Origin of the sequence: Microbacterium sp. Beta (genome assembly GCF_005502545.1) — a bacterium.
In the GTDB taxonomy this organism is placed as follows: domain Bacteria; phylum Actinomycetota; class Actinomycetes; order Actinomycetales; family Microbacteriaceae; genus Microbacterium; species Microbacterium oxydans.
Window position 1 is genome coordinate 82,534 of the sequence record NZ_SCOG01000004.1, and the last position, 21,013, is coordinate 103,546.

The window sequence follows — 21,013 nt, forward strand, 5'->3', positions numbered from 1 at the left end:
CGCCTAGGCATCGGCATCCGTTCCGATCCGGTATCCGACACCCGGCACGGTGAGGATGATCCACGGCTCGCCCAGGCGTTTGCGCAGCGAGGAGACCGTGATGCGCACGGCGTTCGTGAACGGGTCGGCGTTCTCGTCCCAGGCGCGCTCGAGTAGCTCCTCCGCGCTGACGACACCGCCCTCGGCGTCGACGAGCACCTCCAGCACGGCGAACTGCTTGCGGGTGAGCGCCACGTAGCGGTCGTCGCGGTACACCTCCCGGCGGAACGGATCGAGGCGAAGGCCGGAGACCTCCAGCACGGGAGGTCGACTGCGCTGGCGGCGACGGTCGAGGGCCCGCAGACGCAGTACCAGCTCGCGCATCTCGAACGGCTTGGTGAGGTAGTCGTCGGCACCGATCTCGAAGCCGCTCGCCTTGTCGTCGAGGCGGTCGGCCGCGGTGAGCATGAGGATGGGGATGCCGCTTCCCGACGCGACGATCCAGCGGGCGATGTCGTCGCCGGAGGGCCCGGGCACGTCGCGGTCGAGCACGGCGAGGTCGTAGGAGTTGATGCTCAGCAGCTCCAGCGCCGTGTCGCCGTGGCCCGCGATATCGGCCGCGATCGCCTCGAGGCGCAGCCCATCGCGGATCGCCTCGGCGAGGTAGGGCTCGTCCTCGACGATCAGCACACGCATGGCAGCGATCCTACGCACCCCGGCATATCGCGAGCATATGGAAAAGCGCATACGCCCTGGCAACCGGCTCCCTTCTTCACTGGGAGCATGAACACCAACAGCTCGTCCCTCCCGCTGCGGGCACGTCGTCGCCGTCGGGCCGCCGGCGTCGTGGTCGCGCTCGCCGCCGCCGTGATCCTGGCGTTCGCGGTGCAGCAGTCGTTGTCCGTGGCTTTCGCCGACACGGCGAAGACGTTCCCCACGCCCGTGCCGACCCCGGTGCCCGACGACGTGGAGCCCGTCGACGTGCCGGGCGACGCCGACGGGGCGATCCGTGACGGGGATCAGCCCACGGTGTTCGATGTGGACCGCGTCGCGGTCGGCAACCTCGACCCCGCGCTGCTCGACGCCCTGCAGGGGGCGGCCTCGGATGCCGAGCGCGATGGCATCACGTTCCTGGTGAACAGCGGATGGCGCTCGCCGGGGCTGCAGGAACGGATGCTCCAGGACGCGATCGCCGACTACGGGTCGGAGGACGAAGCGCGCCGCTGGGTGGCGACGCCGCAGACCTCGGCGCACGTGTCGGGCGACGCCGTGGACGTCGGCCCCCTGCCCACGCTCGACTGGCTCGCCCAGCACGGCTCCGACTACGGACTGTGCCAGACCTACGCGAACGAGTCATGGCACTACGAGCTGCGCCCCGAGGCGATCGATCAGGGGTGCCCCGAGATGTACGCCGACCCCACCGAAGACCCGAGGATGCAGCGATGACCATCATGACCGCCCCCCGTCCCGCGATCGCCTCGCGCCTGCAGGCGCCGACGCTGACCACGCTCCCCGACGCCGTCGCCGAGAACCTCCGGATCGTCAGGGCGGCGACCCCGGTGCCGATCATGGCCGTCGTGAAGGCCGACGGCTACGGACACGGTGCCGTCGTCGTGGCAAGGGCTGCGGTCGCAGCGGGCGCCGAGTGGCTCGGGGTGACGCAGGTCGCCGAGGGTGTCGCACTCCGCGAGGCCGGACTCGCGGTGCCCATCCTCTCCTGGCTGAACCCGGCGGGCATCGACGCCGAGGCAGCGGCGGAGCATCGTATCGACATCGCGGTGGGTTCGGCCGAAGAGCTGCGTCAGCTGAGCTCGGACACGTCGCACCCGGTCAGGGTGCACCTGCATCTGGACACCGGGATGGCCCGTGGCGGGTCTCCGCTGGACGAGTGGCCAGAGCTCTTCCGACTGGCGCGCGCCAGCAGAGGGCGGATCGAGGTCGTGGGGGTCATGGGTCATCTGCCGCGCGCCGACGAGGGCGATCCGGGCGCGAACGCCGCGGCCGTGCTGCGCATGCGGCAGGGCAGGGATGCGGTCCTGCGTGCCGGGCTCGGACCGGTGCTCGTGCATCTGGCGGCGACGTCCGGGGCGCTGACCGATCCCGCGACCCATTTCGGGATGGTGCGGATCGGCGCAGGACTCGTCGGGATCGACCCCTCGGAGACGACGCCACTGATCGGGGCTTCACGATGGACCGCGCCCGTCGTGCATGGGACTCTCGCCCCGGCGGGCACGGCTGTCGGGTATGCGGGAACGCATGTCAGCCGTGCGGAGACGCACCTCGCGGTGGTGGGCGTCGGCTACGCGGATGGGATCCCGCGAGAGCTCGCGCCGGGCGCCGGCGTCGAGATCGGTGGCGTGCGGTATCCGATCGTCGGACGGGTGTCGATGGATCAGATCGTGGTGGACACGGGTGCCGCGCTGTTCCCGCGCGGCACGATCGCGACCGTGTTCGGGCCGGACGGGGGCGCAGTGCCCTCGGTGCAGGAGTGGGCGCGGTGGGCGGGGACGATCCCGCACGCCATCGTCACCGGGATCGGAGCGCGAGTGCGGAGGAGCGCGGCATGACGAGGGTGCTGGTCATCGGGGGAGGGCAGAACGCCGAGCACGACGTGTCGTTGGCGTCGGCGGCCGCGGTCGGTGCAGCCCTGCGGCTGGGCGGTCACGAGGTGACGTGCGTGACCATCGATCGAGACGGCATCTGGCGCGTCGACGGGCGCCCGAACGGGGGATCCGCCGCCGAGTCGCTGGCGCTCGCGCTTCCGCTGCTCACTCGCACGGACGTGGTCTTCCCGGCCGTACACGGTGCACTCGGCGAGGACGGGGCGCTGGCGGCTCTCTGCGCCCTCGCCGGAGTGCGCGTGGTGGGCTCGGGGCTGCGCGCCGGTGCGATCGGCATGGACAAATGGACGACGAAGCTGGTGGCGGACGCGGTGGGGATCGGCACCGCCCGCGGGCGGCTGATCACGGCGGACGACATCGGGGATGTGGAGTTCGACGGCGAGGTCGTGGTGAAACCGGTCTCGGCGGGGTCGAGCCACGGCGTGAGTCTCGTGACCCAGGAGGACGATCTGCTCGCCGCGCTGCACGAGGCCGCGCGCTTCGACCGGCGCATCCTCGTCGAGGAGGTCGTCAGGGCGCGCGAGATCGACGTGGCCGTGCTGCGCGAGAAGGGGGGCATCCGGTGGGCGGCTCCGCCGCTGGAGATCCACGCGACCGGTCTCTTCGACACGGCGACGAAGTACGACGGAAGTGCGCGTTTCACGGTGCCGGCGCAGCTCGACGCGGGCGAGGCGGCGGCCCTCAAGCGCGCTGCGATCGCGATGTTCGACGCCCTGGGGTGCGACGGCGTCGCGCGGATGGACTTCTTCCTCACGGACAGGGGTCCCCTGCTGAACGAGGTGAACACGATGCCGGGGCTGACCGCGGCGTCGCAGGTGCCGCGGATGTTCGCCGCGGCGGGAGTGGATTACGTCGACCTGGTCGGGAGGCTCGTGCGCGCCGCGGGGTGAGAGGGAGCCGAGAAGGCATCGACAAGCGCGCCGAGGAGGCGGATGCTGGAGCCATGGCAGCTTTCACAGCGGACAACGCGTTCAGCGGATTCAGCGTCGACGACATCGACGCGGCGGAGGAGTTCTACGGCGCGACGCTCGGGCTCGACGTCGAGCGCAACGCGATGGGGTTCCTCGACCTGCGCCTGCCCCGTGGCGGCTCGATCCTCGTGTACTCGAAGCCGAACCACACGCCGGCGAGCTTCACGATCCTGAACTTCCCGGTGGCGGATGTCGACGCCGCCGTGGACGAGCTCATCGCCCGGGGCGTCCAGACGAAGATCTACAGCGACGAGGAGTTCCCCTCCGACGAGCGCGGCATCGTCCGCGGGAACGGGCGAGGGCCGGACATCGCGTGGTTCCGCGACCCCGCGGGCAACGTCCTCGCCGTCATGCAGGCGTGATTAAGGTATCTTATACCGCTTATGTACATAAGGGGTAGAATGGGGCCATGAACACGATCAGCCGCAACGTCCCGTCGAAGGATCTTCGCGACAGCTTGGCCGACGTTCTCGGAGGTGTCGCCTACGGTTCCGAGCGCGTGGGCGTCACCCGCCACGGGAAGCTCACGGCCGTCGTGATCAGCGTGGCTGATCTGGAACTGCTCGAAGAGCTCGAGGCCGCGCGCGATGCGGCCGAGTTCGCGACAGCCAAAGCTGCCGACGATGGCCGGCGGGTGTCGCTCGATGAGCTCGTCACGGAAGTTGCGTGACGAGCTATCGGGTCGAATTCACCACAGCGGCCGCGAAAGAGATACGCAAACTCGACGCGCAGATCCGTCGACGGATTCTCGTCGGCATCGCTGAGTTGGAAAGCGATCCCCGCCCTCCCGGCGTCCGGAAGCTCTCCGGCTACGACAATGCCTGGCGGGTGCGCATCGGCGACTACCGCGTTCTCTACGAGGTGATCGACGACCAGGTGCTCGTGACCGTGGTGCGTGTCGCCCACCGTCGAGACGTCTACGAGATCTGACGCCTCACCCTTCTGACATCGTGGAGATGTCTCTTCCGTCTGCTCCCCTGGAGAGCACACGCTCTCCAGGGGAGCAGACGGGGAAGTGATGCTCAGTCGAAGACGACGTCCGGGTGGAGGCCCTCGGCGATCAGCCGTACGGCCGAGACGTTCCCGAGTGTGCCGGGGAACAGGTCGGTCGACGGCACCGCGATCAGTCGACCGTCGCGCACGGCGGGCATGTCGGGGAACGTCGCGGCGAGGTAGGAGCGGACCGCCGCCTCGTGCGCGGGGTCGGACACCGCGAAGACGATCGCGTCCGGTGCCTCTGACGCGAGCGACTCCGGGGTGATCTCGGCGGCGAAGAAGTCGGCGAACGCGGGATCGTCCGGCGTGAAGACGTTGTCGGCACCGGCGCGCTTCAGGATGTCGTACTCGATGCCGGCACCGATCGCGGTGAGGGTCGTGCCCTCCACGAAGACCTGGGCGACGCGGGGGCGATCCTTGCCTTCGAGCGCCGCATCGACGGTCGCGAGCTCGGCCTTGGACGACTCGATCAGATCGTTCGCCTCGTCCTCGACGTGGAAGATCTCGCCGAGGTTCTCAAGGTCGATGAAGAGGTCGTCGACCGTGCCCTCCATGCGCCGGTCGAAGCATCCGCCGGTCGCGGTGTACGCGGCGACGCCGGCCTCGGAGAGCTGCTCGATGCTGGCGAAGCCCTGCTCCGCGGTGAACTCGTAGGTGGTCGGCGAGTAGACGAAGTCGGGTTCGACGGCGAGCAGTTCCTCCCGGCTGGGCGGTGCGTCTCCGCCGATGACGGGCACATCGGCCGCGAGGTCTGCGACGTCGCTCGGCAGCTCGTCCGCGGTGGCCTGCGCCTGTCCGACGAGCGAATCGGCGAGACCCAGGCGCAGCAGCAGCTCGGTCTGCGAGGGGTGCAGTCCGACGACGGCCGTCGGCGTGGCCGGGATCTCGACCGTGCGGCCGCAGTTCTCGATGCTGATCGCCTCTCCGGAGGAGGCGGGCGCTGCTCCCGTGGAGACTCCGCTCCCGCAGGCGGTGAGGGCGATCGCGCCGAGGCCGACGGAGACGGCGGCGAGCAGGCGGGTGGGTCGGGTACGTGGTGTCATTCTTCTTCTCCTAGGTGAGGGGTCGGGGTTGTCTGGGGTGGAAGGTCATCGCGCGTGCTCCCGTGTCGACCTCGACGGCGATGCGGGCGGTCACATGGAAGACCTCGTCGACGAGCGCGGGGGTGAGCACGGTGTCCGGAGCGCCGAAGGCGACGATCCTGCCCTCGTCGATCACCGCGACGTCATCGCAGAACGCGGCGGCGATGTTGAGATCGTGGAGGGCGGCGATCACGGTCGTGCCGAGTCCGCTCACCACACGCATGAGATCGAGCTGGTGCGCGATGTCGAGGTGGTTCGTCGGTTCATCCAGCACGAGGATCTCGCCGCTCTGCGCGAGGGCTCTGGCGAGCATCACCCGCTGGCGCTGACCGCCCGAGAGTCGACGCACCAGCCGGTCGCCGAGATCGTGCACGTCCGCGGTGCGCAGGGCCTGGTCGACGATGCGCTGATCCTCCGGGGTGTCCCGGCTGAACGGCGGACGGTGGGGTGAGCGGCCGACCAGCACCGTCTCGCGCACGGTCAGATCGAACTCGGACGGGGCGTCCTGGAGCATGACGGACACGGTGCGCGCGAGCGTACGCGGCGGCAGCTGCGAGACGTCGACCCCGTCGATCAGGACACGCCCCCGCTGCGGACGCTGACCCGTGAACAGGGTGCGCAGCAGGGTGGATTTGCCGCTGCCGTTCGGGCCGAGGAGCCCCACGATGCGGCCTGTGCCGACCTCGAGGTCGACCCCGTGCAGCACCGTGCGACCACCGCGGGCGACACTCACGCCGTCGAAGTGCACGCTCATCGGTCGAACCCCGCCCGATCGCCTCCGCTGCGCATCAACCACAGGAAGAACGGAGCCCCGACGAAGGCGGTGAGGATTCCGAGCGGGATCTCGGTGGGCATCGCGACCGTCCGTGCGAGCAGGTCGGCGACCATCAGGAACAGTGCACCGCCGAGGATCGTGATGGGCAGCATCCGCCGATGGTCGGAGCCCACGAGGAGTCGGGCCATGTGCGGCACGACGAGCCCGACGAATCCGATGCCGCCGCTCACGGCGACGATCGCTCCGGTCAGCAGCGAGGCGAGCACGAGCAGCACGCCGCGCACCCGGGTCGTGCGCACTCCGACGGCCATCGCCGACTCGTCGCCCGCGAGCAGCGCGTTCATGGAGCGGGAGAGTCCGAACACCGCGATGCAGGCGATCGCGAGCGCGACCGCTGGGATCAAGAGCGTCGACATGTCGGCGGCTGACACGCTGCCGAGCAGGAAGAACATCACGCTCACGACGTTCTGGGCGTCGGTGGTGAGGGTGAGGTAGCTGGTCACCGCGCTCAGCAGGGCACCGAGCGCGACCCCGGCGAGGATCATCCTGGTCGGGGACAGCTCTCCGCGGATGCGCGCGAGCATGGCCACCAGGAGGCAGGCGACCATCGCCCCCACGAACGCCGCACCGCTCATCGACAGACCGAGGAAGGTGGCACCGCCCGAGACGATCACCAGCACGGCGCCGACGCTCGCGCCCGAGGAGACGCCGAGGATGTAAGGCTCGGCGAGGGGATTGCGCACGACGGCCTGCATCATCGCTCCGGCGAGAGCCAGTCCCGCTCCCGAGAGTGCGGCCAGGAGCGACCGGGGCACCCGGAACTGCCACACGGCCTGGTCCTGCAGCGGGGTGAGCGTTCCGTCCGTCATCCAGGGCATGCCGGGGATCAGGTGGCCGATCACGATCTTGGCGGCATCGAGGGGGGAAACGGCGACGGGGCCGGTGGCGGCGGAGACCACGAGGACGAGAACGGCGAGCACGGCGATCGTCGTCACGGTCGGGCCTACCGGGAGCACCCGTCGACTTCCTCTGCGGGGCAGAGTGCGCTGTTCGCTCGGCTGCCGTCGGAAGGGCAGGCGTCTGGCGCGTCGTTCGGTGAGAACGGCCGTCGAATCGCTCATCGGGTGCCTCCGGTCGTGCTGCCTGACGCGATGCGCTTCGTGGCCGTGGCCGTGACCGATGCTGCGAAGTCGAGCACTGCGAGGCCGAGGTCGTGCAGGGCGACGGACTCGTTCGCGCCGTGGCCTGCCCCCGCTGCCGTCCATGAGCGGGCCGAGCCGCCCGTTCGACGCAGCGACTCGACCATCCGATGCGTGTCGCGTGCGAGGACCCTGCTGTCTTCGCCGAGCACCACTCCCAGGTAGGAGGGGACCGGCGCACCGACCGGAAGCGACTCGGCGCGTGCGAGCGGAGACAGCGCGCCGAGCCGGGCACGGGACGCGGGTGTGCCGTCGTCGCCGAACTCTGCACGCCAGCTCGACCCGAGCGGATGATCGTCGAGGGCGAGCAGGTCGAGCGGGGCCGCTGTGGTCACGAACCCCGCGCACAGCTCCGGATGTTCGAGCGCGCACGCGGCGGCGACGACCCCACCCAGCGAGGCCCCGGCGAGGACGAGCAGATCCGGGCGGGTGACACCGGCCGCGATGAGACCGCGGGCGACGTCGGCGAGGTCGGCGACCGTGCGGCGCTTGCGCTCGCCGTATCCTGCCTGGCGCCAGGCCTCACCGCGCTCGCCTCCGCCACGGAGCTGTGCGGAGGCGTAGGCACCTCCGAACCCGACCCATGCGGGCACGGTCGGTTCGAACACGGGCAGGTGCGGCACGCCGAAGCCGCCGTAGCAGGTGAGGATCAGCGGCAGCGGGCCCGTCGTCCCCGCGCCCGGGATCCCCTCCGCGGCACTCGGCGACGTCACGTGCGCCGTGAGGGTCGCGCCGTCGCCGGCCGGGATGTCGTGGCGCACGGTGGTCGCGCGGGAGGAGGAGGGCGGCAGGATCGTGGTGCCGAGCTGTGCGCGCTCGACGATGCGGGGTGGCGTGAGGGGGCCTTCGACGCCCAGACGCAGTACGCCGTCGTCGACGCCGATCATCGTCGTGGTGAGCACATCGACGTCGGAGGAGGCAGGTTCTGTGCGGCCGACCTCGATGCCGTCGTCGAGGTCGATGAGCACGCTCCGCCCTTCCGTGACGGCGAGCACCACCACCCGGTCGTCCTGCACCGCGACGTCGACGATCCGTACATCGGGGTCGTGCCAGTGCCAGGGCGCGCGGTCATCTGCCGCATCGGCTGCGGCGTCGATCAGCACGGCATCCAGACCCCGGTCATGCCATACGAGCACCCCGGTGCCGAGTCGCCAGGCGCGGAACAGCGCGGACCACCGTCCCAGCGGCGTCCCCGTCGCCCGGTCGGTCAGAGTGGTTCCCGCACCGGCGGAGCTGAGGGCGCGCAGGCCGCTCTCTCCTCCGGGGAACAGTCGCAGCCGGCCCTCGCTCGGCAGGGGAGCCACCTCTGTCTCGCCCGTCTCCACGTCGAGGGTCACGAGCCGGCGGTCGCGGCTGGCGACCACGTCGAGGCTCCGCGAATCGGCCGCCCAGAGCACGGTGTCGTACCGGAGACGGATGTCGGGGTGGAGGCGCAGTGTGCCGGCGGCGACATCGACGAGGCCGAAGACGGCATTCTCGTCGGCGGTGGGTGCCCATTCCACCGCGATGCGGCTGCCGTCGGGGGAGGGGAAGATGCGATGGAGGTGGCCGTCCGGCTCGATCACGGTCGAGCCGTCGAGGCGATGGATGCCGCGGCGGCTGCGGTCGGCGGCCCGCCCCAGGGTGAAGCCGCCGACCGGGAGCCCCGGCCGACCGTGGCGTTCGGCGCGCGCGAGGGCATCGTCGAATACGGCCCGATGCGCGTTCATCGGCCCACCAGGTCGTCGACGCGGTCGCCATCGGACGCCCAGAGCAGATGCCCGCCCTCGTCGAGCGGGGTGGGGAGCTCGACCGTCGAGATCTCGGTTCCGTCGAGGAGGAGGATCGTGCCGTCGCCACCGCTGGTGACCGCGATCGTGCCGCCGACGGGGTCGATCGCGATGGACCGGCGCTGCGCGGGGCGACCGTCGACGCCGTCCCACGGCAGCCGACCGGCGCGAGGGGGATGCGTCATCGCCGGGATCGGCACGACCCGGGAGACACGTGCCTCCTCGCGATCGATCACGAGCACCGCGTCTCCGTCGGGGTGGATGACCGAGACGGCTGCAACACCCGCAGCCAGCGCGAACCGGAACGCGAGCCCCGGCGGCAGCGGCACGGCGCGGGAGGTTCCGGATGCGAGGTCGATCTCGACGAAGGTGTTCGTCCATTCCGGCCACGATCCCGGCGAGGCCGGACCCCCGCGCACGATCCCCGTCACCCGCCCGGTGTCACCGGCGAGACGCAGGTAGTACGCCCGTCCGTCGACGGGCCAGGGGACGATGCCGATGGCCCGGGGCGCACCGCCGTCGACGACGAAGCGCTCGAGGCCGCGGCTCGTCGCGATGCCGATGATGCCGGAGGCGGGGTCGATCACGTCGCCGTGGCCGTCTGCGGCGAGGTCGGTGAGGAGGCCTCCGCGGAGTACCGGCGTGTGGGGGCCGACCGCGAGCGCCGCGGCGAGGGGGATCGTTTCGACGGCTCCCGGTTCGCGGTGACGGAGCACGATCGTCGGTTCGCCCGAGGCCTGGTCGGGAGCCACGACGACCCCGGGTTCGCCGACACGGGCGCGGAACCGCGTGGACGAGTCGGTCGCGAGATCCACGACGGTCACCAGGTCGCTCCAGGCTTCGTCGTTCATGCCCAGGCCGGAGGTGACGACCACGTGACGACCGGACGGGTCGCAGGCGAGGTGCTCGGCGGGGATGGCGATCGGGATGCGTCGTACGGTGCCGCCGCCGACGACCAGAGCGCCGCCGCGGTCGTCGGCGAACGCCCAGCGGTCGTTCGTGCCGGAGGGCAGGCGGAGGAATCCGGCGTGCTCGGCGAGCCAGCTGTCGGCCACCGCGACACGCCGGGAGTCGCCATGAATCTCGAAGACGGTCCCGGCCCGGTGATCAGCGGCGAGGAGGGGGAGGGAGGAAGGCATGTTCGCCAGACTAGTAGATATTGAGAATCATTATCAATTAGGGTCGATCTCGTCCCACCGTGGACCCGCCCCGCACACCGCGGGTCGGAAACTCACTGAAGGAGAACGAAATGGAAAAGCAGATCCTCGCCGAGATCGAAGAGTCCGAGCAGCTGGCGCACCTGTCGGCATCGCACTCCAACGCACTGGTCGAGAACCCCTTCGACTGATCGCGGATCCTTCCGCCGCGCTTTCGAGCGCACTCCAGTCCGGCCGGGCGTTCGCGCCCGGCCGGGCCCTTCACCGAGAGACTCCATGACTTCCGAATCCCGCATCCTGCCGCTCCCCGACTCGGGAGCCCATCTCGTCCTCGGCGCAGACGGTCGCCCCCGGATCCGCCTGCGCACCGGACGGTTCGCCCTGATCGACGCACCACCCGCCGAGCTGTTCGACGCCCTCGAGACTCCGGACGGTGGTTCGGACGGTGCGGCCTCCGCGCTCCTCGACCGCCTGATGCTCGAGGTGCAGGAGCGCGAGTCGGTGGACGCGCTCCGCCGCTGGCCGGACGAGCGCCGCGACGTCTGCGTGCTGGGAGCAGGCGCGCTGGTCGACGGGCTCGAACGCGTCCTCCAGTCCTGGGGTGCGCGGGTCACCGTCCTCGATCCGGAGTCCGCGCTGCCCGATGACACCTCCCTCGTCGTCGCCTACGCCGACGACGGGCTCGACCGCCGTCGGTGGTCCGACCTCGACATGCTTCCCCTGCAGGGTGTCGCCTGGCTGCGTGTGCACCGCGAGGGCGAGAGCATCCTGATCGATCCGCTCGCGCTCGACGAGCACGACCCGACCTCGGCCCAGGTATCAGCGCGACGGCTGGCCGCGAGCAGCGCGCCGGCTTCGACCGAGGCATGGCAGCAGTCCGGGCCTGCCCCGGCCACGCCCGTCGACGACGCGACCGCGGTGCTCGTGCTCGCCCGGCTGCTGCAGGTGATCCTCACCTGGGCGCGAGCCGACGCCGACCTCGACCACCTGCGCACGACCCTGTGGAAGCTGGTGCCGTCGACCGGATCGGTCACCGAGCACACGGTGCTCCCCTTCCCCGCGGCACCGCCGAGGCTGCTCCGATGACCCCGCCGCGCGATGCCCGTCCTCATGTCGTCGTCGCCGATGACGGCGCCCTGCTGCGCGGATGGGCCTGGTCGCCCGCAGAGACGCGAGGCGTGGTGGTCATCCGCACTCCCTACGGGGCCTGGCGCCACGCCGACACCGCGCGGGCGTGGGTGAGGCGCGGCTACCGCTGCGTGATCCACGACGTGCGCGGCCGACACTCGTCCGACGGCGAATGGCACCCCTACCTCTCCGAGCGTGCAGACGGCCGCGCGGTGGTCGATGCTGTCAGGGCCGAGAGCCCCGGGCTGCCGCTCCTGCTCTCCGGCGGGTCGTATGCCGCCCACACCGCGCTCGAGGCGGCGAGGTCGGTCGACGTCGATGCACTCGTGCTCCTCGTTCCGGCTCTCGGGCTCGCCGAGACCGCGTGGGACGAGAACGGGCGACCACACCTGCGAGACCGGATCGGGTGGTGGCACCAGCACGGTCGTGGGGCGCGTTCCCTTCCCCCGCTGAACGATGAGGAGCTCGAGGCCAGGGTGGCGCGGGCATCCGAGGTCGGCGTGCACCGGGCCGCTGCGGAATGGGGGTGGTCGCGGGAGGTGCTCTCCGGCTGGCGTCGCCTGTGGTCAGCGCCCGCCGTCGATCTGCACCGTGCATACGGCGACCTCCGCGTACCCCTGCTGCTCGTCCGCGGCGACCACGACTTCTTCTTCACGGATGCGGGCCGGCTCGCCGATGCCTGGCGTGGGCCGCTGCACCTGGTCGACGGGCCCTGGGGCCACCGGCTCGCCGCCGACATCGACGATGACGACGTCCGCTCCCGACTGCGCAGGGCGGGCGGCATCGGCGGGGTGCTGGACACCTGGCTCACCGAGACCGGTCTGCCGTCGGCGGGAACAGCGTCGGCATCCGAGCCCGCAGGCGTCGATCGGCATCCGACCCGCCGCACCAGATCGGCCTTCGAGCCCGAGACCGGTCGCTGGCGCTACGAGAGGACAGCATGAACGCGCACGACACCCCGAATCACCGCACCGCTCGAGCGACCCTGCCTGCCGAGGCGCTCGTCGACGCGGAGGCCGGCATCATCCGCTCCGTGCGCGAGGTTCCGCATCCGATCGGCGCTCCGCACCGGTATCTGGCTCTCACCGCATCAGTGGCCGATGCCCGCCTGCTCGGCGAATGGCCCGCTGATCGGGTCTCGCTCGGCACCTCGTTCGGAGACCCCGCGCAGGCGCGCATCGCGGCCATCGGTGAAGGCGTGGAGCGGTACTGCGGCAACTGGTTGCCCGACGTGCTGCCGCCGCACGACCTCCGCGTCGCCTCAGCGGAAGAACTGCGCGCCGACGGGGAGACCGTCATCGATGATGCGGATCTTCCGCGCTTCGCCGATTGGCAGCTATCCCGTCCGGGCTTCCCGTATCAGCGGCTGGAGGCGTCCACGCCGACGCTGTGGGCGCGCTGCGACGATCTCGACGGGGGCTCGGTGTGGATGCCGGATTCCCTCGTGCACCTGAACTGGCGGCAATCCCGCTTCCGCTCCCTGCCCCGCACGCATCATCTCAACTACGCCGGCATCGCCACGGGGGCGGGTTTCGACGATGCGCGCGACCGCGGGGTGATCGAGGTGATCGAGCGGGACGCGCTCGAGGTGTGGTGGCACCTCGACGGGCCGACGTTCGGCATCGACCCTGCGACGGTCCCGGGCCTCCTCGATGATCTGGAGGGGAGCAGCCTGCGTGTGTGGCTGGTCGCCATGCCGTCGGAGTTCGCCCCGGCGATCGGTGCTCTCGTGCACGATCCGGAGCGCGGCCTCTACGCCGCGGGGTTCTCGGCCGCACTCGATCCTGCACGTGCCGCACGGAAGGCCGTGCTGGAAGCCGTGCACACCTGGATCTACACGCAGGGCTGCACGACGGCGGACGGATGGGTGTTCCGCGCCGTCGCCGAGGGATTGATGGCCAAGGGACTCACCCTCGAGTTCCGTGCGGACGCCGACTACACGACCGCGGCCGGAGTCGAGTTCGAGAAGGTGATCGACCTCGGCGCACACGTGCAGGTCTGGCTGGACCCGACCGTGCACGGAGAGGCGCGCCGGTTCCAGGATCCGGTGCAGGGAGTACTCCCGTTGAGCGCAGTGGAACCGGTGACGATGGACGAGGTCCATGCGCGCCTGGCTGATCGCGGCCACCGCGTGCTCACGCGCGACCTCACGACCTCCGACGTGCGGCGCACCGACCTGCGCGTGGTGCGCTCGATCGTGACGGGGCTGGTCCCCAACGCACCGGCCGCGTTCTCGTACCTCGGCATGCCCCGGTTCCGAGAGGCGGCGCAGGAGCGCGGCTGGCGGACGACCTGGAGCGGCGGACCGGAGGACTTCACGCTCCTCCCGGCCCCGCACATGTGAGGCCGACCATGACGCAGAGCTTGCGGGAAGAGCATGGCGTGTCCGCACCGCTCGACCAGGTGCACTCGACGCGGGTGCCGTCCGGCCCGTTGCCGCCCGGCCCGCGGGTGAACGCCTGGGGACGGACCGGAGCCGTGGCGGACGAACCTCCTGTCGGTGTGCGCGAGCTCGTCGACGGACTGTGGCACCCCGGGGATTTCCATCGGGTGGAGGACGGCACGGCCACGAGCATCCGCCGTCGCCCGGTGCCCTCAGCCGGGGCGTGCTACCCGGTGCAGACGCACCTCGTCGACGCGGTCGGTGTGCGCTGGGCGGTCGACCACGACGGAGGCTTGTTCCTGCGGCGTGATCCGCGTTCCGATCGCGTGGACGGATGGCCGTCGACCACCGCGGGGGACGGCATCGCGCGGGTGGTGTTCACGGTCCAGCCGGGTCGATCCTTCGGCCGCTACCGGCATCGGGCCTGGCCGCTCTGGATCGCCGACACCGCCTACGCGGTCGCCGCGGTGCGCTTCCTGCTGGGTGCGCGGGCGGGGCGCGGGCAGTTCGGGCCGTCGTCCCGGCTGCGCGGACTGCTCGGCGTGCCCCGCGCTTCCGACGTCGACAGCTGGCTGCGGCGGGGGCTCGTCCCCGAGATCCCGCTCGCCGCGGTCGAGCTCCCGCACACCCCGGTGCCGATCGACGCGGCACGTCGTGCTCTCGGCTCCAGGCGCTCGCCGTCCACGTCCGAGTTCCTCGTCCGGACCTCCGCGCGAGATCGCCTGTCCCCGCGCGGGGAGATCGATCGCGTCGCGCGCGCCTCCGGACAAGCCTGGGTGCGGGGTGCGAGCGCCGTCCGTTCCTGGTCCGTGCCGACCACGGCTCCGGCACCGGTCATCGGCACCGCGCTCTGGAACGCCCACCTCACCGCGGCCGGTCTCTGCTACCGCGCGGCCCTCGACGGAGGCTGTGGCGCTCGCCCGGTGTCCGGCTTCTCCTCGACCGGAGGGCGGTGGATCCTCCATGCGATCGCCTTCCTCGACTCTCCCGGAGGCTCACGATGATGATCGTCCCCGAGCTGTGGCGCGAAGCGCGACGGCACCCCTGGCTGCTGGCCTGGAGCACCCTCCTCCTTCTCCTCGTATACGCGACGCACCTGCTGCAGGCGCTGGCTCTCGCGTGGTCGCTCGCTGCTCTCGTGCGCGGTGAGGGGCAGGGCGCGGTCGTCGGCATCGGGGCGATCCTCGTGATCGGAGTGACGCGGATGCTGCTCACCATCGTGCAGGGAGATGCCGCCGCGCGTCTCGGCGGGAGGGTGAGGGAAGACCTTCGCGGCGCGGCCGTCTCCGCGGTCCTCGTGCCGGAGCGACTGCATGATGCCGGTCTCAGGGACGGCTCGACGCAGCTCGCGCTCGGCGACGGGATCGACGGCACGGACGCCTATGTGTCGAAGTACATCCCCGCCGTGGTGCAGCTCGTCGTCGGCAGCCTGATCGCCGTGTGCCTCGTGGCGGTGCTGTCCCCGCTGATCGCGCTGTGCGTCGCGGCGGGGATCCTGCTCGCGGTGCTCGGCCCGCTGCTGTGGAAGCGCATGCTCGCCCGTCGAGGCTTCGAGCACTGGGACAGCTACGAGGCTCTCAGCGGCGACCTTCTCGAGTCCCTTCGCGGAATGTCGACGTTGCGCGCACTGGGAGATGTCCCCGCCACACGGGCGCGCCTGCACACGAGATCGGAGGCGCTGCGCCTGGCCACCGAACGCGTGATGCGCACGTCGCTCGCGGAGACGGCCATCACAGACCTCGCCGTGCAGGCCGGCGTGGTGGTCGCCGCGGGGCTCGCGGTCGTCGCGGTCCTGACCGGTGAGCCGCCGGCCGTCGAGGTCTACGCGCTGCTGCTGCTCTCCTCCGAGGCGTTCCGTCCGGTGCGCGAGCTCTCCCGACACTGGCACGCGGGTTTCCTCGGTCTCACCGCCGTACCAGAGCTCGTGGCCCTCGGAGCGTTCCGTCGAACGCCACCTCTCGCAACGACGCGGGTGGAGCCCGACGCACACGCTCGTCCTCGGGGCCAGGAACTCCGCATCTCCGGGCTCTCCTACCGCTACCCCGGTGCCGATCGTGACGTCCTCCGCGGTGTCGATCTCCTCGCCGAACGCGGAGAGGTCCACGCGATCGCCGGGCCTTCGGGCGCAGGCAAGTCCACGCTCTTCGACCTCGTCCTCGGATTCCTGCCCGCGGCAGCGGGAACGGTCGAGCTCGACCGGCGTCCGCTCCAGCCGAGCGATGTGGCGGTCGTCTCGCAGCGGCCCGTCCTCTTCGCCGGCACCATCCGGGAGAACATCGATCTGTTCGGTGCGGATCGGGAGGATGTCGAACGCGCCTGTGCCGCGGCGGGTGTGCTCGACGAGATCAGGGCCATCCCCGGCGGCTTCGAGGCGAGGGTGGCGGAGGCCGGGACGAGTCTGTCGGGAGGACAGCGCCAACGCCTCGCCCTCGCCAGAGCGCTGCTGGCCGGTCGTCCCGTGCTGCTCGTCGACGAGCCGACCAGCGCCCTCGACGACCGCAGCGCCCTGACCGTCGCCGAGACGCTCGAACGCGTCGCCGAAGAGAGGATCGTGCTCATGATCAGCCACCGCCCCGAGGCGCTCGCCCGCGTGGCCGACGTGCGGGTGCTCCGTGACGGGGTGCTCGTGGAGGAGGCTCCGTGACCTCGTCATGGGCCATCCTCGCCCGGCTCCTTCCGCCGCTGCGACCGGAATGGCGTCGCATCATCGGCAGCTACCTGATCGCCACCACGAGTCTGTGCGCCCTCGCCGCCATCGGGGTGCTCACCGCACTCGGCGTCGGCGGTGCCGTCGTGCACGGCACCTGGCCTCCGGCTGTCTGGTGGGTGGCGCTCGGCGCCCTCGTGCTGCTGCGCACCTTCCTCACCTGGCGGGAGATGGACGTGTCGCACGCCCTCGCGTACCGGGTGCTGGCGCGGCTGCGGATGGCTCTCTTCGACGCCTACTCCCGCAGCGTTCCGGGGCGGCGCCGGGAGCATTCGGGCCGCGCGGCCTCCGTGGCGATGACCGACATCGAGAAGCTGGAGTTCTTCTACGCGCACACGGTGGCGCAGATCGGAGCCGCGCTCACTCTGTTCCTCGGAGCCGTGGTCTGCGCGTTCGTCGTGATGCCCGTGGCGGCGCTCGTGATGCTCGGCGGAGCGGCAGCCGTCGCGCTCACCGCCTGGGCGGGAGCAGGTCCGGCGCGCCGGGTGGGGGCGCGCGAGCAGCAGGAACGGGAGGATCAGTCGGAACGGCTGGTCGATGCTCTCGGCGCCGTGCGGGAGGTTCTCGCCTACGGCCTGCAGGGTCGCGTCGTGCGCGAGGCGGTCGCCGGTACCCGGAGGTCGGCGGCGCTCAGCCGTCGGAGGGAGGCCATCGCCCATCTCGTCGACGGCACGCGCGAGCTGATCCTCACCGCCGTGGTGATCGGCGTGATCGCGGCGTCCCTCATCCTCGGCGGCACGGCGGGCGGCACGGTGGGCGGCGCTCAGGCCGCGCTGCTTCCCGCGGTGATCGCGCTCGCGGTCGCCGGGGTGGCGGCGGTGGCAGAGGCCGCCCACACGGTGTCGGAGCTGCACCCGCTGATCGCGAGCGCCGACCGTGTGGGGGCGGGTCTGCACCGTGCTCCGGTCGTGGCGCCGGTCGAGCGCCCGATCGCACTGACCGATGGCCCCGTCGGAGTGCGCTTCGAGAAGGTGTCGTTCTCCTACGACGACAGGACCGACGTGCTCGGAGGGTGGTCGATGGACGTCGATCCGGGAGAGCACGTCGGTCTCGCCGGGCCGTCCGGAGCGGGCAAGAGCACGGTCATCGCGCTCGCCGCCCGCCTGTGGGACCCCTCAGCCGGCACCGTCGCGCTCGTCGACGCGGCAGGCGTCGCCTATCCGCTCGGCCGCATCCGCGACGACGAGCTGCGCCGTGTCGTGGCAGTGGTGGAGCAGGACGCCCGTCTCTTCCACGGCACGGTCCGAGAGAACCTGATGCGCGGAGCGGACCCCCGCACCGACGAGCAGCTGCTCGAAGCCCTCACAGCGGTGGGGGCCGATGACTGGATCACCCTCGATGATGAGCTCGGTGAGCACGGTGCCCGGCTGTCGGGAGGTCAGCGCGCCCGGCTGGCCTTGGCACGGGCACTGTGTCGTGCGCCGCGGGTGCTCATCGTCGACGAGATCACCGCGAGCCTGGACGCCGAGTCCGAGCGCATCATCTCCGACGTGCTCGCACGGTTCGACGGGACCGTGATCGCCGCCTCCCACCGACGCGAGACGCTGGCGAGGTTCGGCAGGATCGTCGGTGTGGAGCGGGTGGGGGCAGTGGTCGGGCCTGCGCCTACAGCCGATCGACTCCGGTGACGGTGACGACGGCCTCGCCCGCCTCGTCGGAGTCGGCGAGATCGATCGTCGCGGAGATGCCCCAGTCGTGGTCCCCGGCCGGGTCGTCGAAGATCTGGCGCGCCGTCCAGACGGTCGGCCCCTCGGTGAGGATCAGCAGCTTCGAGCTGCGTGCATCCGCTCCGGTGAGGATCTCGTCGTGGTCGGCGAAGTATCCGTCGAGCGCGTCCGACCACGCGTCGGCGCCGAACCCCGGATCGAGCTCGGCCAGCGCGTTCACGTCTTCCCTCGCGGCGAGCTGCACCCGGCGGAACAGTTCGTTGCGCACCAGGATGCGGAAGGCGCGGATGTTGCTCGTCAGGCGCTTGGGTGCGGGAGGGACGATCGGCTCGTCCGGTCGATGCGGATCGAAACGTCCGTTGTCCACCCCGGCGATCAGCTCCTCCCATTCGTCGAGCAGGCTGGAGTCGACCTGACGGACGAGTTCTCCGAGCCACTCGATGAGGTCGCGGAGGTCTTCGTCCTTGAGTTCCTCCGGGATGGTCTGCGAGGCCGCACGGTAGGCGTCGGAGAGGTAGCGCAGCACGACGCCCTCGGAGCGCGCGATCTTGTAGTAGGCGACATATTCCCCGAACGACATGGCCCGCTCGTACATGTCGCGCACGACCGACTTCGGGTGCAGCTCGAAGTCGCGGATCCAGGGCTGAGCGGCGCTGAACGTCTCGAAGGCCGCGGTGAGCAGCTCATCGAGCGGCTTCGGGTACGTGATCTGCTCGAGCAGCTCCATGCGCTCGTCGTACTCGATGCCCTCCGACTTCATGGCCGCGACCGCCTCGCCGCGTGCCAGGAACTCCTGCTGGCTCAGCACGGCGCGGGGATCGTCGAGCGTCGACTCCACGATCGAGATCATGTCGAGCGCGTAGGAGCCCGTACCCGTGCCGGCGGCGGGATCGGGGTCGAGCAGTTCGAAGGCCGCGAGGGCGAACGGCGACAGCGGCTGGTTGAGTGCGAAGTTCGGCTGCAGGTCGACCGTGAGGCGGATGTCGCCATCCGGCGTCTTCTCCACGATGCCCGATTCGCGCAGGGTGCGGTAGATGCCGATGGCCCTGAGTGCGAGCTCGCGCTGACGCTTCCGCGGTTCGTGGTTGTCGTATACCAGCGCGCGCATATTGGCGAACACGCCGCCGCCGCGGGCGATCACGTTGAGCATCATGGCGCTCGTGATCTGCATGTGGGAGGTCAGGGTCTCCGGCACGGCGTCGATGAGCTTGCGGAACGAGGGCTCGCCCCACGACACGAAGCCGTCGGGTGCCTTCTTGCGCACGATCTTGCGCTTCTTCTTCGGGTCGTCGCCGGCCTTCTTCACCGCCGCGACGTTCTCGCTCTCGTGCTCGGGAGCCTGGGCCACCACCGTGCCGGCGGTGTCGTATCCCGCACGACCAGCGCGGCCGGCGATCTGATGGAACTCGCGGGCGTTCAACTGCCGCATCCGCGTACCGTCGAACTTCGTGAGGGCGGTGAGCAGCACCGTGCGGATCGGCACATTGATCCCGACGCCGAGAGTGTCGGTGCCGCAGATCACGCGCAGCAGACCGCGCTGCGCCAGCTGCTCGACGAGGCGCCGGTACTTCGGCAGCATGCCAGCGTGGTGCACGCCGATGCCCGCACGCAGGAACCGCGAGAGCGTCTTCCCGAACGCGGTCGTGAATCGGAACTCGGCGATCAGGGCGGCGATCTCGTCGCGCTGCTCGCGGGTGGCCACCTTGGTGCTCGACAGTGCCTGGGCGCGTTCCATCGCTGCGGCCTGCGAGAAGTGCACGACGTAGATCGGCGCCTGCCCGGTGTTCAGCAGGTCGTCGATCGTCTCGTGGATCGGAGTCGTCTCGTAGAAGAAGTGCAGCGGCACGGGGCGCTCCACTCCCGTCACGGTGGCCGTCTCACGGCCGGTGCGACGGGTGAGGTCGGCCGCGAGCTCGGTGACGTCGCCGAGGGTCGCCGACATCAGGATGAACTGCGCCTGCGGCAGTTCGAGCAGCGGCACCTGCCACGCCCATCCGCGGTCGGGATCGGCGTAGAAGTGGAACTCGTCCATCACGACCTGCCCGACGTCGGCATCCGTGCCCTGGCGGAGGGAGAGATTCGCGAGGATCTCGGCGGTGCAGCAGATGATCGGGGCGTCCGCGTTCACCGAGGAGTCGCCCGTGACCATGCCCACGTTCTCGGCGCCGAACACGTCGACCAGGGAGAAGAACTTCTCGCTCACGAGCGCCTTGATCGGTGCCGTGTAGTAGCTGCGACGGCCGGCCACGAGCGCGCTGAAGTGCGCGCCGATCGCCACCAGTGACTTCCCGGTGCCGGTCGGCGTCGACAGGATCAGGTTGTTGCCGGACACGATCTCGATGACCGCCTCGTCCTGCGCGGGATACAGACTGATGCCCGTCGATTCCGCCCATTCGACGAACGCCAGGTAGACGGCGTCCGGATCCGCGGCGTCCGGAACGAGGGCGGGGTCGAGCCGCGGAGAGGAAGTCATGGTCCCTCGATCATCCCATCCGCCGATGAGTGCCTGATGCGGCGCGAGGTCAGATCTTGCCGACCGCGCCGAAGTCACGCCGCGCCGAGGCGCCTCGGGATGCGCG

The 21,013-nt window shown here is 70.7% G+C and carries 20 protein-coding genes; 13 read left to right on the plus strand and 7 right to left on the minus strand.

What is annotated here, in order from left to right; translation table 11 throughout:
• Positions 1-3: 3 nt before the first annotated feature.
• Positions 4-675, minus strand: coding sequence for a response regulator transcription factor (locus tag FFS56_RS05980; protein ID WP_046746904.1), 672 nt, complete (start codon positions 673-675; stop codon positions 4-6).
• A gap of 87 nt (positions 676-762) precedes the next feature.
• Here FFS56_RS05980 and FFS56_RS05985 point away from each other — a divergent pair, with 87 nt between their 5' ends.
• Genes FFS56_RS05985 through FFS56_RS06010 form a run of 6 tightly spaced genes read left to right on the plus strand, consistent with a single transcriptional unit; the run spans position 763 to position 4,501 of the window.
• A complete protein-coding gene (locus tag FFS56_RS05985; protein ID WP_046746903.1) occupies positions 763-1,425 on the plus strand; it encodes a M15 family metallopeptidase in 663 nt (220 codons plus the stop codon).
• Positions 1,422-2,546 carry an alanine racemase gene (alr, locus tag FFS56_RS05990; protein ID WP_127011645.1) on the plus strand — a complete coding sequence of 375 codons (1,125 nt, stop codon included), beginning with the start codon at positions 1,422-1,424 and terminating at the stop codon, positions 2,544-2,546. Before FFS56_RS05985 ends, alr begins: the two co-directional genes overlap by 4 nt.
• The gene (locus FFS56_RS05995) at positions 2,543-3,490 is read left to right on the plus strand and encodes a D-alanine--D-alanine ligase (RefSeq protein WP_127011646.1); all 948 of its coding nucleotides are present in this window, start codon (positions 2,543-2,545) and stop codon (positions 3,488-3,490) included. Before alr ends, FFS56_RS05995 begins: the two co-directional genes overlap by 4 nt.
• A 53-nt stretch (positions 3,491-3,543) precedes the next feature.
• Positions 3,544-3,933 carry a VOC family protein gene (locus FFS56_RS06000; protein WP_046746974.1) on the plus strand — a complete coding sequence of 130 codons (390 nt, stop codon included), beginning with the start codon at positions 3,544-3,546 and terminating at the stop codon, positions 3,931-3,933.
• 47 nt (positions 3,934-3,980) lie between these two features.
• On the plus strand, positions 3,981-4,241 hold the full coding sequence (locus FFS56_RS06005) for a type II toxin-antitoxin system prevent-host-death family antitoxin (RefSeq protein ID WP_046746900.1): 261 nt from the start codon (positions 3,981-3,983) through the stop codon (positions 4,239-4,241).
• Positions 4,238-4,501, plus strand: a complete 264-nt coding sequence (locus tag FFS56_RS06010) for a type II toxin-antitoxin system RelE/ParE family toxin (protein WP_046746899.1) — start codon at positions 4,238-4,240, stop codon at positions 4,499-4,501. The genes FFS56_RS06005 and FFS56_RS06010 overlap by 4 nt, the downstream gene beginning before the upstream one ends.
• A 92-nt stretch (positions 4,502-4,593) precedes the next feature.
• On the opposite strand, the gene FFS56_RS06015 is transcribed toward FFS56_RS06010, so the two are convergent.
• The 5 genes from FFS56_RS06015 to FFS56_RS06035 are packed head-to-tail and all read right to left on the minus strand — an operon-like array spanning position 4,594 to position 10,531.
• Positions 4,594-5,610: an ABC transporter substrate-binding protein gene (locus FFS56_RS06015; protein ID WP_046746898.1), complete on the minus strand. Its 1,017-nt coding sequence runs from the start codon at positions 5,608-5,610 to the stop codon at positions 4,594-4,596.
• A gap of 10 nt (positions 5,611-5,620) precedes the next feature.
• Positions 5,621-6,403, minus strand: coding sequence for an ABC transporter ATP-binding protein (locus FFS56_RS06020; RefSeq protein ID WP_137771802.1), 783 nt, complete (start codon positions 6,401-6,403; stop codon positions 5,621-5,623).
• A complete protein-coding gene (locus FFS56_RS06025) occupies positions 6,400-7,545 on the minus strand; it encodes an iron ABC transporter permease (RefSeq protein ID WP_197077665.1) in 1,146 nt (381 codons plus the stop codon). The genes FFS56_RS06020 and FFS56_RS06025 overlap by 4 nt, the downstream gene beginning before the upstream one ends.
• Complete coding sequence (locus FFS56_RS06030; RefSeq protein ID WP_127011648.1) at positions 7,542-9,332, minus strand: prolyl oligopeptidase family serine peptidase; 1,791 nt, start codon at positions 9,330-9,332, stop codon at positions 7,542-7,544. Before FFS56_RS06030 ends, FFS56_RS06025 begins: the two co-directional genes overlap by 4 nt.
• Positions 9,329-10,531 (minus strand): hypothetical protein, encoded by a 1,203-nt coding sequence (locus FFS56_RS06035; protein ID WP_046746895.1) that lies wholly within the window; start codon positions 10,529-10,531, stop codon positions 9,329-9,331. Before FFS56_RS06035 ends, FFS56_RS06030 begins: the two co-directional genes overlap by 4 nt.
• 110 nt (positions 10,532-10,641) lie before the next feature.
• Between FFS56_RS06035 and amiA the strand changes: the two genes are divergently transcribed.
• From amiA to FFS56_RS06065, 7 genes are all read left to right on the plus strand, one after another.
• Complete coding sequence (gene amiA / locus FFS56_RS20770) at positions 10,642-10,740, plus strand: streptamidine family RiPP (RefSeq protein ID WP_017831216.1); 99 nt, start codon at positions 10,642-10,644, stop codon at positions 10,738-10,740.
• Between the two features lie 85 nt (positions 10,741-10,825).
• A complete protein-coding gene (locus tag FFS56_RS06040) occupies positions 10,826-11,635 on the plus strand; it encodes a hypothetical protein (RefSeq protein WP_127011649.1) in 810 nt (269 codons plus the stop codon).
• Positions 11,632-12,621, plus strand: coding sequence for a CocE/NonD family hydrolase (locus tag FFS56_RS06045; protein WP_137771801.1), 990 nt, complete (start codon positions 11,632-11,634; stop codon positions 12,619-12,621). The genes FFS56_RS06040 and FFS56_RS06045 overlap by 4 nt, the downstream gene beginning before the upstream one ends.
• The gene (locus FFS56_RS06050) at positions 12,618-14,021 is read left to right on the plus strand and encodes a YcaO-like family protein (protein ID WP_061018055.1); all 1,404 of its coding nucleotides are present in this window, start codon (positions 12,618-12,620) and stop codon (positions 14,019-14,021) included. Before FFS56_RS06045 ends, FFS56_RS06050 begins: the two co-directional genes overlap by 4 nt.
• 38 nt (positions 14,022-14,059) lie before the next feature.
• Positions 14,060-15,064 carry a hypothetical protein gene (locus tag FFS56_RS06055; protein ID WP_137771800.1) on the plus strand — a complete coding sequence of 335 codons (1,005 nt, stop codon included), beginning with the start codon at positions 14,060-14,062 and terminating at the stop codon, positions 15,062-15,064.
• Positions 15,061-16,704, plus strand: a complete 1,644-nt coding sequence (locus FFS56_RS06060; RefSeq protein WP_164734071.1) for an ATP-binding cassette domain-containing protein — start codon at positions 15,061-15,063, stop codon at positions 16,702-16,704. Before FFS56_RS06055 ends, FFS56_RS06060 begins: the two co-directional genes overlap by 4 nt.
• Entirely contained in the window at positions 16,701-18,395 is a 1,695-nt protein-coding gene (locus FFS56_RS06065) for an ABC transporter ATP-binding protein (protein ID WP_127011652.1), read from the plus strand. The genes FFS56_RS06060 and FFS56_RS06065 overlap by 4 nt, the downstream gene beginning before the upstream one ends.
• On the opposite strand, the gene FFS56_RS06070 is transcribed toward FFS56_RS06065, so the two are convergent.
• Positions 18,373-20,907 (minus strand): DEAD/DEAH box helicase, encoded by a 2,535-nt coding sequence (locus FFS56_RS06070; protein ID WP_127011653.1) that lies wholly within the window; start codon positions 20,905-20,907, stop codon positions 18,373-18,375. The genes FFS56_RS06065 and FFS56_RS06070 overlap by 23 nt on opposite strands.
• Positions 20,908-21,013: the final 106 nt, after the last annotated feature.

Bases quoted from the DNA above. Each gene is read 5' to 3' on its own strand.
- FFS56_RS05980 (WP_046746904.1), bottom strand. From the start codon at position 675: ATGCGTGTGCTGATCGTCGAGGACGAGCCCTACCTCGCCGAGGCGATC.
- FFS56_RS06060 (WP_164734071.1), top strand. From the start codon at position 15,061: ATGATGATCGTCCCCGAGCTGTGGCGCGAAGCGCGACGGCACCCCTGG.
- FFS56_RS06005 (WP_046746900.1), top strand. From the start codon at position 3,981: ATGAACACGATCAGCCGCAACGTCCCGTCGAAGGATCTTCGCGACAGC.
- alr (WP_127011645.1), top strand. From the start codon at position 1,422: ATGACCATCATGACCGCCCCCCGTCCCGCGATCGCCTCGCGCCTGCAG.
- FFS56_RS06015 (WP_046746898.1), bottom strand. From the start codon at position 5,610: ATGACACCACGTACCCGACCCACCCGCCTGCTCGCCGCCGTCTCCGTC.
- FFS56_RS06000 (WP_046746974.1), top strand. From the start codon at position 3,544: ATGGCAGCTTTCACAGCGGACAACGCGTTCAGCGGATTCAGCGTCGAC.
- FFS56_RS05985 (WP_046746903.1), top strand. From the start codon at position 763: ATGAACACCAACAGCTCGTCCCTCCCGCTGCGGGCACGTCGTCGCCGT.
- FFS56_RS05995 (WP_127011646.1), top strand. From the start codon at position 2,543: ATGACGAGGGTGCTGGTCATCGGGGGAGGGCAGAACGCCGAGCACGAC.
- FFS56_RS06050 (WP_061018055.1), top strand. From the start codon at position 12,618: ATGAACGCGCACGACACCCCGAATCACCGCACCGCTCGAGCGACCCTG.
- FFS56_RS06030 (WP_127011648.1), bottom strand. From the start codon at position 9,332: ATGAACGCGCATCGGGCCGTATTCGACGATGCCCTCGCGCGCGCCGAA.
- amiA (WP_017831216.1), top strand. From the start codon at position 10,642: ATGGAAAAGCAGATCCTCGCCGAGATCGAAGAGTCCGAGCAGCTGGCG.
- FFS56_RS06035 (WP_046746895.1), bottom strand. From the start codon at position 10,531: ATGCCTTCCTCCCTCCCCCTCCTCGCCGCTGATCACCGGGCCGGGACC.
- FFS56_RS06020 (WP_137771802.1), bottom strand. From the start codon at position 6,403: ATGAGCGTGCACTTCGACGGCGTGAGTGTCGCCCGCGGTGGTCGCACG.
- FFS56_RS06025 (WP_197077665.1), bottom strand. From the start codon at position 7,545: ATGAGCGATTCGACGGCCGTTCTCACCGAACGACGCGCCAGACGCCTG.
- FFS56_RS06040 (WP_127011649.1), top strand. From the start codon at position 10,826: ATGACTTCCGAATCCCGCATCCTGCCGCTCCCCGACTCGGGAGCCCAT.
- FFS56_RS06045 (WP_137771801.1), top strand. From the start codon at position 11,632: ATGACCCCGCCGCGCGATGCCCGTCCTCATGTCGTCGTCGCCGATGAC.
- FFS56_RS06070 (WP_127011653.1), bottom strand. From the start codon at position 20,907: ATGACTTCCTCTCCGCGGCTCGACCCCGCCCTCGTTCCGGACGCCGCG.